Here is a 15,231-nt window from a genome sequence, read left to right on the forward strand (position 1 = left end):
TAACGTGGCAGAATGTATTTTATTCGGGTTGGCTGTTTTCAGGCTCAGTTGGCGTTTTAGGCTCAACCAGCCGGGCCGAGAGAATAGAAACCTCGTAAAGCAGCACAAGTGGTACCGCCAGCCCAAACTGGGTTATGACATCTGGCGGCATAACAACGGCAGCAATAATAAACGCGCCCACAATGGCATAGCGCCTAAAGCGCTTAAGCATGGCCGAGGTAACAATACCCACACGGGCCAGCAACGTGAGCACGACCGGCAGTTCAAACGAAATACCAAAAGCCATAATCAGCTTCATAACCAAAGAGAGATATTCAGACACTTTCGCCTGAAGCTCTATTTGCATACCCCCCGCCCCAGCAGGAGACTGGAAGGACAGAAAGAACCGCCACGCAATGGGGAAGATAAAGTAATAAGCCAATGCCGCGCCAAACAAAAAGAGCAGTGGCGTTGCAATTAAAAACGGTGCGAAGGCTTTTTTTTCTGAGCGGTACAGCCCCGGTGCAATAAAAATCCAACCCTGTATGGCAATAACGGGAAAAGACAGAAAAGCGGCCCCAAAAAACGCCACCCGAATATAAGTAAAAAATGCCTCATACAGGGCTGTATAAATCAGGTGTGGCTGCTCGCCCTGCTGGCGCATAATATCGCCCAATGGCTGGGCCAGAAACAGGTAGAGATTGCCTGCATAATGATAGCACAGCGCAAAACACAGCAAAAAAGCTGCGCCTGACCATAACAACCTGCGCCGCAGCTCAAGCAGGTGGTCTATCAGCGGCATGGGCTGGTCGTGTATGGGGTCGTCTTGCAGGGGGGGCTGCTCCGTCATGGGTGGGCGTCCGGTGTGGTGGTGGGCGTAGTGCTGGTATTGGGCGGCATGGCCTCGCTCAGGTACTCGCTCTGGGCTGGGCTTGCTTCTGGCGGCACAAAGTGCGCGTGTTGTGGCGCGTCTGCCGTATCGCGCCCCGGCCCTGGCATAACACGAGCGCCCCCATGCAGCACCCGTACTGGTGGTATAATAGCGGGCGGGAAAAGGTGCTCACGCTCACGCGCAATACGGCGCACAATACCCGGCGGCAGCTCTGGGGGCGCGTCTAGCACTGCGGCATCTAGGTCTGCATCGTTCTGGTTTGGGTCTAAATACGTGCTGGGGGGTAGGCTAGGCAAGCCAACGCTACGCTCTTCCAGCATAGGGGTAGCCCCACCACCCTGCCCCGCCATAGGCGGTGCATCTAGCGCGCGCGGCCCAGCGGGGGGGCGTATAACCGGCCCATCTAACGGAGAGCTTTCAAACGTGCGGGCCAAAGAGCCATCGGCATCAATGGCTTTCATCAAACGGCCACGCACGTTCAGGTTTCTGAAATCCCGCACATGGTCGCGTACCTCAGACAGGTCTGCCTCGCGCACCATTTCATCAACATGGGACTGAAACTCACTCGCCAGCCCCCGTGCCTTTTTAACAGCCTTGGCCAAGCCCCTAATAGCCACGGGTAAGTCCTTGGGGCCAATAACCACAAGGGCAACGGCCCCTATCAGGGCAATTTCAGACCAAGCAAAGTCAAACATTTATACGCTCTTGTGGTTAGGCCTGCGCGACCAAGCCCCCTTTGCACGGGCAAACGGGGCTATTGTCTTTCAAAGGGTCTACCACGCCCACCGCCATGCGCAAACAGCCAGCGCGCTGCCACGACCACGTGTAGGGTGTTAGACCTCAGGCTCTTGCGTTGGGGGGTGTGCGTCTTCTGCCCCTTCTGCATCCGCGGCTTGGCTTGTGGTGCTATCGGTTTTTGATGGGGCGGGTGCCAAATCTGGTACATCCACCAGCAATTCTTCACGCCGGGGTAGGTCAGACAACGCACGTAAGCCAAAACAGCGCAAAAAGTCAGGCGTTGTGCCCCATAAAACCGGGCGGCCAGGTACTTCTTTACGCCCTTTAGGGGCCACGAGCGAGGCCTCTATCAAGGTATCAAGCACATTTTGGCCAAGGCTTACGCCCCTAATTTCTTCTACCTCTACGCGCGTACAGGGCTGGTGGTAGGCAATAATAGCCAAGGTTTCCATAACCGCACGGGGCAACCTACGGGGCCGCTCCAACACACGCGTTAAAGCCGGGGCCAAGTCTGGGGCGGTACGAAACTGCCACCCCCCGGCTACCTCTACCAAAGTAACGCCACGCCCGGCATAACGCGCTACTACCCCGGCAATAACAGCTTGCACGTAAGTGGTCAGGTTTTCTATGCCATCTGGCACAAGCTGGCGTGTTTCAAGCACGTCTGCCACACGGCGCAGGCTTACTGGCTCTGTACTGGCAAAAATAAGTGCTTCGGCCAGACGCACAGCTTCATCTGGTACATTTTGTGCCTCAAGCCCTGTTTCTGGCACATGTGCGAGTGCAGCAACGACCGATGCCACAGCAGGCTCTGCCCCGTTGAATGCTGTAGTCTGTTCTGGCTGCGCGGTGTGCTCCGGCTCGGGGGGCTGCGTGTTATCAGTGCTCATAATGGCTCCCGCTCTGTGCTGGTGCACCCATGCGCTTGTGCTCCGCCGCTCTAAGCATGGTCATCGTCCGCTTCATCACGTGGGGTGGCAGCATGGGGCCGTAGGAGTATCTGGCCAAATATTTCATCTTGCCTAAGTTCCAACCGCCCACTTTTGGCCAGTTCTAAACCTGCTATCAAGGTGCCAGCCATAGCTGCACGCCGCTGGCGTAGCGCGTCTTCCCCCACTGCCATATCGGGTAATGTCTCTGGCAAAAACGCATCCAGACTATTCCAGCCCGGTGGGGTTTCACCCAACAAGCGCGTTAAGCGCGAGAGCGCGTCTTGCACTGTCCAGAATCGTATGGTGCGGGGGGCATAAATACGCTTACGCGCCGTGCGCCGCATGGCCGCCATATAGGCCCGCATAAGCTGTGGCATATCAAGCAACAGGCCAGAGCGGTCTATTTCAATTAACGTTTCTGCCTCGCCACGCGCCCATACGTCTCGGCCTAAACGGGGGCGGGCTTCTAGCCAGCGGGCAAGCTCGCCCATGCAGGCCAGTTCAATAAGCCGCTCCTGCAAAAGCTCGGCAGCGTCTTCTCCCTCGGCTGCAAGGTCATCTTCTGCGGGCAACAGCAAACGAGACTTAAGCCATGCCAGCCACGCTGCCATAACCAGCCAATCGGCTGCCAGTTCAAGCCGCACACGCTGGGCAGACTCAACCACAGCCAGATACTGCTCAACGAGCTGCAAAATGGAAATACGGCTTAAATCGACCTTTTGTGCCCGTGCTAGGTCTAGCAGCAGGTCTAGCGGGCCTTCAAACCCGTCTAGGCACAACAAAGGCACCCGCAGCGCATCCTCGCCCTCCGGCGCTGGAGCCACAGACATGTGTGGCTGGGGGGCCGCCCCTTCAGCCACGGGCAGCGGCTCAGCCGTAGCGGGCTGGCGCTCCTGCTCTTGCGGGGGCAGAGGGTCTTGCACCATGGCGGCGGGCTGTGCGGGTTCCATTACCGTGTAAAATCCTGCCTAAACGGCCATTACTCTTATAAGGGCAGCACGCAATGCCATGCTGCCCTTAAAGCCGCTTATTGGTGCACCTGCGCGCACGCCAAGCCCCGCTCCCGCACCGCACTGCAAAACGCGCGTGTTTCGGCAGTTGAGGCAAAGCCTCCTACACGCAGGCGGTAAAATACGGCGTTATCACGCTGTATTTTTTCAACCACTGGTGTGCGGTCACCAAACAAAGCGGGGTAGCGCGTTTTTAGGCGGCTCCATTCCTGCTGGGCCTGTGCCTCAGACTGTAACGCAGCAAGCTGCACACGGTACTTGCCACCCGTGGGGGCGGGCACAGGTGACGGCGGCGGCAGTTGTTCCGCCACGGCCTTGGCCGGTGCGCTAGGGGCAGCCGCAACCGGGGCTTTAGCAACAGCTTTAGGGGGCGTTACCGTGCGTGCTGGTGCTGCCGGCGGGGCCGCAGCAGCCGCAGTATCACCAGCGGCAGAGTCATCATCGCTCCCGCTGCCTGCTTCTGGCAACGTGGTGGGTTGGGCAACATCAGCACCTGCTTGGGCTGGTGCTTGGCCATCTGGGCTTGTTGGGCCAACTTGGCCTTCAGCCCCTTTCGCTGCACTATCAGCCCCGCCCTGCCCCGCAGTACCGGCAGCCGCAGTGGTAGCAGCTTGCGGCTGTGCTCCTGCTGCGGCAGTGGTTGCGGCATCTGTTTTGGCTGCTTCCTGCCCGTACTGGGCAGCTAATGCTGTGGGGTTAGGTTTTTCTGGGGCGGGTACGGGGTGGGCCTGCCCGTCATCTGCTTCTGGCATGGTTACGCCATCAAGCTGCATACCGCCGGGGTCTACTGGCTTTGTGCGCATAGCAACAGGGGGTGGGCCAAGTACGGGTATGCCACTTTGGTGGTGCCCCACCAAAGCCCAGCCGCCAATACCCACCAGCAAAAGCCCACCAAGGCCCGCAGCGCCATAAACCAGCCTGCGCGTACCTGTGTCACTATTTAAAAACTGGCTTAACGCTTGCGATACGGCTCCACCCGCAGGCGGAGCTGCACGGCCTGCCGCCGGTGAGCGGCGGGGCGGCGTATCATCATAATCCGCGCTCATGCGCTCGCGCGCACGCCCTCTGTTTGCGTCAGAGGGGAAGCGGTCTTCTGGTGCATCATCATTCATCAGCGCATTTCCTCCACGGGTTCAACACCCATGACAGCCAGCCCGGAACGGATAACCGTAGCCGTTGCGGCAACAAGCGCCAAGCGGGCCTTGCTGGCCTCTGGCGCATCTGGCTGCAAGAAGCGCAGGGTGGTATCATCACGCCCGCGGTTCCACAGCGAATGGAAGTCTCCGGCCAGTTCGGCCAGATAGAAAGCAATACGGTGCGGCTCACGCGCGTGGGCGGCCGCTTCTACCAACCGGGGCCATTCTGCAATACGGCGTATCAGGGCCATTTCTGCATCAGAGCTTAGGGCGTCAAGCGCTACTGGGGCCAGTGCTTCTGGGGTTGTGGCACCGTAAGCCCCATCTTCCTGTGCGGCACGCAGCACGGAGCGGCAACGGGCATGGGCATATTGCACGTAAAACACGGGGTTATCGCGCTGCTGCGCTACAACCAAATCAAGGTCAAACTCCATCTGGGCGTCACTTTTGCGGGTCAGCATGGTAAAGCGCACGGCGTCTTTACCTACTTCGTCAATCAGGTCGCGCAGGGTTACAAACGTGCCCGCCCGTTTGGACATTTTCACCGGCTGGCCATCACGCAGAATATGCACAATCTGGCACAGCACCACTTCAAGCGGCACGGTGTCGTTTGTAACAGCGCGCACGGCGGCTTTCATGCGTTTAACATACCCGCCGTGGTCTGCACCCCAGATGTCAATCATCACCTGTGCGCCACGGCCTGCTTTGTCTGCATGGTAGCCAATGTCGTTTGCAAAGTAGGTATTGGTGCCGTCAGACTTTTTAAGCGGGCGGTCTACATCATCCCCAAACTGCGTAGAGCGGAAAAGCAGTTGCTCGCGCTCTTCCCAGTCATCTGGCAGTTTGCCTTTGGGCGGCTCCAGCACACCTTCATAGAGCAGGCCTTGTTTTTCAAGGCGGTCGATGGCCGCTTCGACTATGCCATCACGCAGCACCTGTGCTTCAGACGTAAACACATCGTGATGTACGCCCAAAGCGGCAAGGTCTTCTTTAATAGCGGCAATCATGTGGGCTACGGCAAAGCCGCGCACGGTTTCAAGCCATGTTTTTTCTGGGGCGGGGCGGGCACCATCTTCTGCCAGTTTGCCACCAAATTCTGCCACCAGCGCCTCGGCCACTGGTATCAGGTATTCGCCTTTATATTGCAGGCCGTTGGGGGTAAGGGCTGCAAATTCCTCTTCGCTCAATGTTGTGCCAAGAGCTTGCAGGTAGCGCCAGTATGTGGCCCATGCCAACGCCTTAACCTGTGTACCAGCATCGTTAATGTAGAATTCTTTGGTAACGTCAAACCCGGCTTTGGCCAGCAAGTTTGCCAGGGCGTCACCCACCACAGCACCACGGCAATGGCCTACATGCATTGGCCCTGTGGGGTTGGCAGACACATATTCCACATTGGTGCGCACGCCCTGCCCGGCTTGAGAGTTACCATAAGCCTCACCCACGGCCAGAACCTGTGGCAGCACACTACGCAGCACAGCGGGGCTCAGGGTTATATTAACAAAACCGGGGCCAGCAGCCGCTACCTTGGCAACGCCTTCTACGCCCGCCAAGGCTGCCACAAGGTCTGCGGCAATATCGGCTGGTTTGCGGCGGGCCGCTTTAGCCAACAGCAGGGCCGCATTAGTTGCCATATCCCCATGTGAGGGGTCACGGGTGGGGGTTACTTCTATACGGGCCAGTGTTTCTTCCGGCACGTCGGGCAACAGCCCCTGCACGGCGGCCAGGACATGGTGACGGTAACGCTGGAACAAACACTCAGACATACGCATAAAAATCCTACACAAAGCGGTTAAGCCGCGTTTTCAGCCTGCTATTGATAGATCAGTCAACCGGCGATGTTCTTCAATCGCAAATCTATCGGTCATTGAGGCCACATAATCTGCCACTGTGCGGCGCATTGCGGTCTCATCTCCTGCGAGTGCAGGGGCACGCCACCGGTCTGGCAATAGCTTGGGCGACTCCACCAAAATAGTGAACAGCTCTGCTGTAACGCGCTTGGCTTTATACGTCATGCGGTTAACACGCCAATGCCGGTAGAGCTTGGCAAACAGAAATTTTCGTATGCCTTTATTCGCCTCTGCCATGGCGGGGCTAAATGCCACTACCGGGGCAGAAGCCCCACGTACCTCTTCCACCGTTTTGGGGGCAAGGTCTTGCAGGTTTTGGCGCGTAGTCACGAGCACATCGGTGGCGAGTGCATGAATAACACGGCGCACCATCTCGTGGCGGATACGCTGCGCTTTTTGCGGAATATCAGTGTAACCCGCAGCCAAGGTGCGTACCTGCGCCAGTATTTCACCCACCAAAGGTACGTCGTTCAGGTCATCTAGGCTAAGCAAGCCAGACTTTACCCCGTCATCAAGGTCATGGCCGTGGTAGGCAATATCATCGGCCAATGCTGCAACTTGCGCCTCGGTTGAGGCATAGCTGAGCAAGTCAAGCGGCCACTGGGCGTCAAAGTCACGCAGCCATGTGGCGGGCTTTTTAACGGGGCCATTATGCTTGGCCAGCCCTTCAAGCGTTTCCCATGTTAGGTTTAGACCATCAAAGGCAAGGTAGCGCCGCTCAAGGGCCGCCACTTGCCGCAAAGCCTGTGTGTTATGGTCAAACCCACCCCACGGCTGCATAAGGGCTGCCACGGCTTCTTCCCCCGCGTGGCCAAAGGGGGTGTGCCCAAGATCATGCGCCAAGGCCACGGCCTCGGTCAGGTCTTCATCAAGGCGTAAAAACCGCGCCATGGAGCGTGCAACCTGTGCGACCTCAAGCGAATGGGTAAGCCGGGTGCGAAAAAAGTCGCCTTCGTGGTTAATAAACACCTGCGTTTTATATTGCAGCCGCCTAAAGCCGGAAGAGTGCACCACGCGGTCTCTATCACGCTGCCATGGTGAGCGGGTGAGAGATTCGTCTTCGGGGTACAATCTACGGCCGCGCCCTTCTGCGGGCTGCACGGCGTAGGGGGCAAGGTCCATATGGGCGGCCTGTACGGGCATCTCTGCTGCGTCCTGCTCCAATCACGGCCCTGCCAAAACGGCAGGTGCCAGAGAGCCACCACACTAAGCTATTGAATGAAAATTGACCATCTCTGCACTATGGCCCCTTCAAACTGGCCCTGCTGCACGCTATCTACACCTGTATGACCCAGCTCCAGACCTTTTCCGTCTCTGATGCGGCGGCTACGCGCATTGCAACGGTTCTTGCCAACCGCAAACGCTCTGCGGCTGAGCAAAGCACAACACCCCCCGCCGCCCTACGCGTGGCGGTAGAAGCAGGCGGCTGCAACGGCTTTCAGTATCAGTTTACCCTGATACCCCAAGACGCCATTGCCCCAGATGATGTGCATTTTGAAAAGGCTGGCGCTTTAGTCGTGGTTGACCCCACCAGCTTAGACCTACTGGCCAATGCCCAGCTAGATTTTACAGACAAGCTGATGGGCGCACATTTTACGGTTAAAAACCCCATTGCAGTTTCGTCCTGCGGGTGTGGCACGAGTTTTTCTGTCGCATGAAAATTGCTACATGGAACATTAACTCCGCCCGCCTGCGCCAGCAGCTTATTCTGGACTGGTTAGAACGCCACAAACCCGACGTGCTGATGCTGCAAGAAATTAAATGCGAAACCGCACACTTTCCGGCTCAGGTTTTTGAAGACGCAGGCTACCGTTGTGCTGTTGTTGGCCAAAAATCTTATAACGGCGTTGCAACACTGGTTAAGGGGGAATGTGAGGTAACAGCCGAGCAGCTACCCGGCTTTGATAACTCCGCCGCCCGGTACGTTGAAGTGCAGACCCAAAACCTGACACTAGGGAACCTCTATTTACCCAACGGCAACTCCGGCGGAGAGGAAGGCTATGCAACCAAACTTGCTTTTTTTGAGGCCCTTGCCGCACGTGGCCGCACATTTTTACAAGCCGACAAAGACTTTATTTTTGCTGGCGACTATAATGTGTGCCCAACCCCCGAAGATTGCGCCCCCGGCGCATTAAGCCCAGATGACGCCTTAGTGCGCCCCCAAACCCGCGCAGCCTTTAGGCGCTTGCTCTGGCTTGGCTTAACAGACGCTCTGCGCGCCCTGCACCCAACAGGCAAAGCCTACACATTTTGGGATTATCAGGCAGGCGCATGGGACAGAGACAGCGGGCTACGCATTGACCACGCCCTCCTCTCCCCCCGGGTAGCAGAACGCCTGCTCAGCGCAGAACCAGATAAGAGCGAACGCGCCAAAGAGCGCCCGTCTGACCATGTGCCACTGGTTATTACCTTACAAGACCTCCCTCAGGCCACAGCCTGAGGGGTTTTAACATCTGCTTGCAGCGTGGCCGAAACCGGGTGCCCAATATCGCGCAGGCGTTCGCCACGCATCAGGTTATCTTCTATATCTTCTAAAGAAACACCTTTGGTTTCTGGCACAAACACAAGTGCCACACCTAAAAACACAAGGTTAAACCCGGCTAGCATCCAAAATGTCAGGCTGTCACCCAGCACGCTCATGCAGGTTAAAAACACGCTGCTAATAAGCCAGTTTGTTATCCAATTGACAAAAGTGGAGCAGCCAATAGCGAGACTTCTCCCTTTAAGGGGCTGAATTTCTGAACACAGTGTCCAAGGCAGGGGGCCTTCCCCCAAAGCATACCCCAACACAAAAAGCACAAGTGTGCCCAAAACCAGCACAGCGCCCCATGTGCCTGCCACATGCAGTTTTAAAACAAACCCAAACAGCACAAGACTGGCACAGGCAATAAGGCAACTTGTCACCAACAGCGGCCTACGGCCCCAACGGTCTATCAAAAACAGTGCAATAATAGTGGCAACTAGGTTTGCAGCCCCTAAAAGCGTTGTGGCCCAAATAGCGGCAGAACTCCCAAAATGGGCACGCTCAAGCACTTTAGGTGCGTAATAGAGCAACACGTTAATGCCTGTAAGCTGCTGCAAGGCCTGCAAAGACAGGCCCAGCGCAAAACTTTTACGGAAAGGCTTGCTGGTTTTAAGCAGCTCAAACCCGCCAGTCTGGTCTTTATTAACCTGTTTTTGGATACGTTTTAGTTCAGCACGGGCTTTTTCGCGGTTGTCACGCAGCAGACCCAATACAGAGGCAGCCTCTTTGTGCCGCCCTTGTGTTACCAACCACCGGGGCGAATACGGCACAATGAGCGTGCTTAACAAAAACAACAGCGCTGGTACGGCTGGTATGCCCAGCATCCAGCGCCAGTGCCCGCCTGCGGCCAGCAAACTGTCTGAAAAATACGCCAGCAACATACCAATAGTAATGGCCATTTGGTACAGCGAGATCATACGGCCACGATCTTTTTGGGCTGTAATTTCTGAAATATACAGCGGGGCGGCAAAAGCAGCCAAACCAACCCCTACCCCCAAAATAAACCGCCCCACTAAAAGCACAGGCACAGAATGAGCTAAACAGCAGGCAGCCGTACCCACCAAAAACAATACACCGGCACAAGACAGCGTGACACGCCGCCCCCACTCCCGCGCTAAAAAAGAGGCAAGCAATGCCCCACCAGCGGCCCCCAGCATAAGGGTTGAAACAATCCATTCATCAACCATGGTGGTTGTCTGGAATTCGTGCCCAATAAAATGCAAGGCCCCGGCTATAACGCCCGTATCCAGCCCAAACATTAACCCGGCCAACCCTGCCGCAACGGCAAAGAGAGAGGCATGCCCAAGCCATGAGGGCGCATTTTGCTCGTCCCCCTGCGCGGGTTCAGCATGAATGGGGGTATGAGGGCCTGCATCCTGCACAGAAGCTGCTCCGTTTGTTATTGTGTTTTATCAACGCAACAACGCACTAAACTGCCCAAGGTTTTTAAATTTTTACAAACGGTGCATGCTGTAAAACCAAAGCAACAGCCTTTACTGTGCGGAGACACCTTATGCCTGCCAGCCCTCCCCTCTCTTTACTTGCTACCGCGCGTGCTCTGGCGCAGGGGCACACAACAAGCCTTACCTTGATAGAGCAGGCTTTAGCCCGCATTAGCGCCCCAGAGGGAGAAGGTGCGCGTACTTTTACACAGGTACACACGCAAGCCGCCCGAGGGCAGGCGGCTAAAATTGATGCCCACCGCAAAGCAGGCCACCCCCTGCCCCTGCTGGCCGGTATTCCCATGTCTGTGAAAGACCTGTTTGATGAAGCAGGCAGCACAACCACTGCTGGCTCTGCTGTCTTAGCAGGTAGCCCCCCCGCCCAACACGATGCCATAGCGGTACATAACGCCAAACAGGCTGGCCTTATTTCTATCGGCCGCACCAGCATGACAGAATTTGCGTTTTCTGGCGTTGGTATTAACCCCCATACAGGCACCCCCGCCAACCCGTGGCAGCGTGACCAACGCCGCATACCCGGTGGGTCTTCCTCTGGGGCAGCCATTTCTGTTACCGATGGCATGGCCCATATTGCGTTAGGCAGCGACACAGGCGGCTCTTGCCGCATTCCCGCTGCGTTAACGGGGCTGGTAGGCTACAAACCCACTGCAAGCCGCATTAGCACAGTAGGCACAGTGCCCCTGTCTTTTACGCTGGATTCCCTTGGCAGCATTGGCCACACCGTTGCGTGTTGTTGGGCAACAGACCAAGCCCTTACAGGCACGCCCCCACTCTGGACAGACTGCCCAATACCCGAGCAAACACCCGCCCCCCGCCTTGGCATACTGCAAAATTACGCAACAGATGGGCTAGACAATACAGTAAGCCAAACCTACCAAAATGCTCTACGTACGCTAGAAAAAGCTGGGGCCAGCCTGCACGATGTCACACTCCCTGAGCTCGCAGAGCTACCCCATATTAACCGCCTTGGGGGCTTTCCCGCTCCAGAATCTCTCACATGGCACCAACAGCTTATTGCCACAAAAGCAGAGCTATACGACCCCTTTGTCCTTAAACGTATTTTACGCGGCAAAGAGCAAACAGCCGTAGACTATATTACCCTTATACAAGCCCGACAGCGCCTTATTGCACAGGCCACGCAACGCCTTGGCACCTACGATGCTATTGTAATGCCAACCGTACCATGCGTTGCGCCCAAAATAGCCGATATGTCTGACGACACGCTTTATACACGCACCAACCTTGCTTTGCTGCGCAACCCAACCATCACCAATTTTCTAGATAGTTGCGCCATAAGCCTACCCTGCCACCCACATGGCACAGCACCTGTTGGCCTTATGGCTATGCAGTTTAACAACAAAGACGCACATCTTTTCCGTATTGCTACGTGGTTAGAGCACGCTTTAGCCCCCTCACGCGGGTAACACTGTTTTAACCTTGGGGCCGGATGCAACCAACCACCATAGGGTTATCCGGCCCCCTACTTTACATTTTTATGACTTACGGATGCCTTTCATTTGCACTTCAATGCAAAAGTATTTTTTAAAATTCCACTATAATTTTAATAATGCATGGAATTTTTATTACTTTTAAAACAACCTTATTATAAAATGAATTTATAGAATTTTATCCCATAGAAATTCTGTGCATTTTTCCTTCTTTTTTCTCTTCTCTTAAAAAAATCTGAAACCTCTTTCCCAAAAACTTGTTGAACAGGGCAAGATATCCTGCGGCGCAGGGTTATTTTCTTTTTTGTTTAACAGGAGCCCCCCATGGCACAGACCACAGAAAACACATTCCTGACCGATGTGCAGACCCTGCGTGAACGGGCTAAAAAATCTATTGAAAAAGGGGCCCTTACCCCAGCTTACGAAGGCAACGTGCAAACCGCCATTGACCTTTTGCAAACTGTTGTCGCAACCGAGCTAGTTTGCGTTTTACGCTACACCATGCACTCTATTTCTGTTGAGGGCCTAACCAGCGAAAGTATTGCTGAAGAGTTTGCAACCCACGCCAAAGAAGAACGTACCCACATGCTGGCCGCAGCAAACCGTATTGACCAGCTTGGTGGTGTGCCAAACTTCGACCCCGAAGGCTTAGCCACACGTTCTGCCAGTGAGTATGGTAAAGGGGGCAACCTTGTAGAAATGGTACGCCAAAACCTTGTGGCTGAATGCCTAGTAATTGAACATTACCGCGAACTGATCCGGTATTTTGGTGATAAAGACCCAACAACCCGTATTATGCTTGAACATATTTTAGCGGAAGAAGAAGAACACGCTACAGATATGCATGACCTGCTGGTTGCGCATGAAGGCCGCCCTTTCCTGAAAGAATAACGGTAAGGCGGCAACATTTCCGCAGCGTGCTGTCATACAAAAAGGGAGTGGTATCGTGTCACGTCAAACCATAGGCCGTGTGGCCAATAAGGTTACTGTTATTACCGGGGCTGCACGCGGCATGGGCCGTGCCACAGCCGAGCGTTTTGCCCAAGAAGGTGCAAAACTGGTGTTGAATGACCAAGACCAAGCCCCGCTTGATGAACTTGTGCAAACGCTTAACGCCAATGGGACAAACGCCATTGGCGTTGCGGGCGATGTTGCCAGCGAGGCCGATATAAAACGCCTTATCCAAGAAGCCGTTAGCACATTTGGCGGCATTGATATTCTTGTGGCCAATGCAGGCATTATACCCGAAGCGGATCTTGCCTCTGCCACCGCAGACCTGTGGGACCACACCATGGCGGTTGATGGGCGGGGTATGTTTTTGTCTTGCAAATATGCTGCGGCAGAAATGGTCAAAGCTGGGCGTGGGGCTATTGTCTGCCTGTCTTCTATTTCGGCTTTTGCCGGGCAAAAAGGGCAGGCTGTTTATGGCCCGGCAAAGTTTGTGGCTTCTGGCCTTACCAAGCACCTCGCCATAGACCTAGCCGATAAAGGCGTGCGCGTTAACGCTGTGGCTCCGGGCACAATAGACACCCCGGCCGTTGCAGGTTTAGGCAAGGAAGGCATTGAAAAAGTTGTCAGCCTGCACCCGCTGGGGCGCATCGGTAAGCCTGAAGAAGTTGCCAACGCCATTCTGTTTCTCGCCTCAGACGAAGCCTCTTTTATTACAGGGGCAGTACTACCGGTAGACGGGGGCTATTTGGCGCAATAAAGGCTTGCACGCTTTTAAAAATAAGGTTTCCTCAAAAACCTGCCAAATACACTGTAAAAACGTAATACCCTAACCATTACGCACCTGAATACAGGGCACTGCGCTCGCTCGCAAAACTTGGCACACCCCCGCAGCTTTTGTGCTCCCCAGCGCAACAAGCTGCGCCCGATAGAGCGGCTTACCCGCCACCGAAACAGAACTAATAGAGGGGGCTGCTTGCACTGCGCGGGAGGCCAAAACCCGCGTGCTTTTCTCTGCCACACGCTTGGCCTCTGCATAGGTTGAAAACGCGCCTACCTGCACAAGCTTACGCCCATCTGCCTGCGCAAATTGTACGGTTTTTGGCAAACTTACTGTATGCGGCACAGCAGGGTGCAAAGAAAGCACATGTGCCCCCTGTGGCAACGTAGGCGCCGCTTTTGCCACCAGAACCCCATTAGACACCCTGCTAGGCTGCAACACAGGCTGTAATGAGACACGCTCAACCCGCACGGCTGGGGCTGGGGCTGGGGCTGGGGATATCGTAGCAGCGGTTTTATAAACAGGCGCAACCGTTATTGCTGGCCCCTCTGTGCTCTCTGCTGGTGGTGCGGCATCTGCCACCAGTGTGGTGGCCTGCGGTTGTGGCTCAGGGTCTGGGTGGGGGGTGTCTCTGTCCATCAAACATGGGGCAGACGGATCATACGCTGCGTTGGGGTCGCGCAGGCAGCCATCTGCCGTGCGGGTTAGGTCTGTGCGCGTATAATACGAGTCTGGCTCAGTAACAGCCGCCCCAGTTTGGCTGAGTGGCACAGGTGCCCAATTACCGCGCACCGCCACCCCACCCCCTAGGTGGGGTGTAATAGCCGCAACATAATTCACGGTCTCATCGGGCAAGGAGCGACCACTATTTAAGTAATCATCAACCCTGTTAGGGCCTGCATTATATGCTGCCAAAAACCCGGGGGCACCATATCGGTCATACATAAGCCGGATATAAGCAGCCCCTGCCTGAATATTATCGTGCGGGTCGTAGGGGTCTGAGCCAAGGTTATACTGGCTTTGCATATCTGCATACGTGGCGGGCATAAGCTGCATAAGGCCCATTGCCCCTGCGCCAGAGGTTGTTAGCTCCCCATTTAAATACTGCTTGCCACCAGATTCCTGGTGCATAACTGCACGGATCCATGTTTCAGGAAGCGAGAAGCGCTGGGCCGCATCCCGAATATACGGCCCCCATGGGTCGTTACTCGGGCCGGGCGCACGATATGTGGGCGAAGAGGGCCGTGCAACAAACCCACGCGACGCCCAAGCCTGAGACACCTCACGGTATAACCGGTAAGACGCAGCCCCTGCTGGGTAAGGGGCAACACCCACGCCAGCCAACAACACAGTGCTTAGCGCAACAGAACAGCTTAACCGGCACCGTGCCACAGGGCGCAGCGCAACACGCACCATGGCGGAGTGAATAACACTCTGTCCGTGCTCTACCAACACTCTGCTGCAAGAAGGACGATACATGGTTTTATGCCTGCCTTGTCAGAAACTCTCCTCTGACAAGACATTCCGGCATTT

14 protein-coding genes are annotated in these 15,231 nt (G+C 55.6%); 5 read left to right on the plus strand and 9 right to left on the minus strand.

The genetic code is table 11. The annotated features are described in order from the left end of the window. Positions 1-19: 19 nt before the first annotated feature. From tatC to Abor_RS04310, 7 genes are all read right to left on the minus strand, one after another. A complete protein-coding gene (gene tatC / locus Abor_RS04280) occupies positions 20-829 on the minus strand; it encodes a twin-arginine translocase subunit TatC (protein WP_048840596.1) in 810 nt (269 codons plus the stop codon). Further along, positions 826-1,566, minus strand: a complete 741-nt coding sequence (gene tatB / locus Abor_RS04285) for a Sec-independent protein translocase protein TatB (protein ID WP_084594365.1) — start codon at positions 1,564-1,566, stop codon at positions 826-828. The genes tatC and tatB overlap by 4 nt, the downstream gene beginning before the upstream one ends. A gap of 138 nt (positions 1,567-1,704) precedes the next feature. After that, complete coding sequence (gene scpB, locus Abor_RS04290) at positions 1,705-2,499, minus strand: SMC-Scp complex subunit ScpB (protein ID WP_084594366.1); 795 nt, start codon at positions 2,497-2,499, stop codon at positions 1,705-1,707. 50 nt (positions 2,500-2,549) lie between these two features. Beyond that, positions 2,550-3,371 (minus strand): segregation and condensation protein A, encoded by an 822-nt coding sequence (locus Abor_RS04295; protein ID WP_084594379.1) that lies wholly within the window; start codon positions 3,369-3,371, stop codon positions 2,550-2,552. A gap of 197 nt (positions 3,372-3,568) precedes the next feature. Beyond that, entirely contained in the window at positions 3,569-4,663 is a 1,095-nt protein-coding gene (locus Abor_RS04300) for an SPOR domain-containing protein (protein ID WP_164713906.1), read from the minus strand. Next, positions 4,663-6,450, minus strand: a complete 1,788-nt coding sequence (gene argS / locus Abor_RS04305) for an arginine--tRNA ligase (protein WP_048840689.1) — start codon at positions 6,448-6,450, stop codon at positions 4,663-4,665. The genes Abor_RS04300 and argS overlap by 1 nt, the downstream gene beginning before the upstream one ends. Positions 6,451-6,489: 39 nt before the next feature. Further along, positions 6,490-7,656, minus strand: a complete 1,167-nt coding sequence (locus tag Abor_RS04310; RefSeq protein WP_048840690.1) for a deoxyguanosinetriphosphate triphosphohydrolase — start codon at positions 7,654-7,656, stop codon at positions 6,490-6,492. A gap of 164 nt (positions 7,657-7,820) precedes the next feature. Here Abor_RS04310 and Abor_RS04315 point away from each other — a divergent pair, with 164 nt between their 5' ends. Together Abor_RS04315 and Abor_RS04320 are read left to right on the plus strand one after the other, a co-directional pair. Next, the gene (locus tag Abor_RS04315; RefSeq protein ID WP_048840598.1) at positions 7,821-8,192 is read left to right on the plus strand and encodes a HesB/IscA family protein; all 372 of its coding nucleotides are present in this window, start codon (positions 7,821-7,823) and stop codon (positions 8,190-8,192) included. Next, positions 8,189-8,974 carry an exodeoxyribonuclease III gene (locus Abor_RS04320; protein ID WP_048840599.1) on the plus strand — a complete coding sequence of 262 codons (786 nt, stop codon included), beginning with the start codon at positions 8,189-8,191 and terminating at the stop codon, positions 8,972-8,974. Before Abor_RS04315 ends, Abor_RS04320 begins: the two co-directional genes overlap by 4 nt. On the opposite strand, the gene Abor_RS04325 is transcribed toward Abor_RS04320, so the two are convergent. Next, positions 8,959-10,440, minus strand: coding sequence for a sugar porter family MFS transporter (locus Abor_RS04325; RefSeq protein WP_232015166.1), 1,482 nt, complete (start codon positions 10,438-10,440; stop codon positions 8,959-8,961). The two genes, Abor_RS04320 and Abor_RS04325, sit on opposite strands and share 16 nt — an antisense overlap. A 131-nt stretch (positions 10,441-10,571) precedes the next feature. On the opposite strand from Abor_RS04325, the gene Abor_RS04330 reads away from it, so the two are divergent. The 3 genes from Abor_RS04330 to Abor_RS04340 all read left to right on the plus strand — a co-directional run bounded on the left by Abor_RS04330 (position 10,572) and on the right by Abor_RS04340 (position 13,677). Beyond that, positions 10,572-11,945: an amidase gene (locus Abor_RS04330; RefSeq protein WP_048840600.1), complete on the plus strand. Its 1,374-nt coding sequence runs from the start codon at positions 10,572-10,574 to the stop codon at positions 11,943-11,945. Between the two features lie 348 nt (positions 11,946-12,293). Then, complete coding sequence (locus tag Abor_RS04335; protein WP_048840601.1) at positions 12,294-12,860, plus strand: ferritin-like domain-containing protein; 567 nt, start codon at positions 12,294-12,296, stop codon at positions 12,858-12,860. Between the two features lie 55 nt (positions 12,861-12,915). Then, entirely contained in the window at positions 12,916-13,677 is a 762-nt protein-coding gene (locus tag Abor_RS04340; protein WP_048840602.1) for an SDR family NAD(P)-dependent oxidoreductase, read from the plus strand. A 69-nt stretch (positions 13,678-13,746) separates the two neighbouring features. Here the strand turns inward: Abor_RS04340 and Abor_RS04345 are convergent, their stop codons facing one another. Continuing rightward, positions 13,747-15,177, minus strand: coding sequence for a lytic transglycosylase domain-containing protein (locus tag Abor_RS04345; protein ID WP_244877865.1), 1,431 nt, complete (start codon positions 15,175-15,177; stop codon positions 13,747-13,749). Between the last annotated feature and the right edge of the window lie 54 nt (positions 15,178-15,231).

Source organism: Acetobacter orientalis (assembly GCF_000963965.1).
Classification (GTDB): domain Bacteria; phylum Pseudomonadota; class Alphaproteobacteria; order Acetobacterales; family Acetobacteraceae; genus Acetobacter; species Acetobacter orientalis.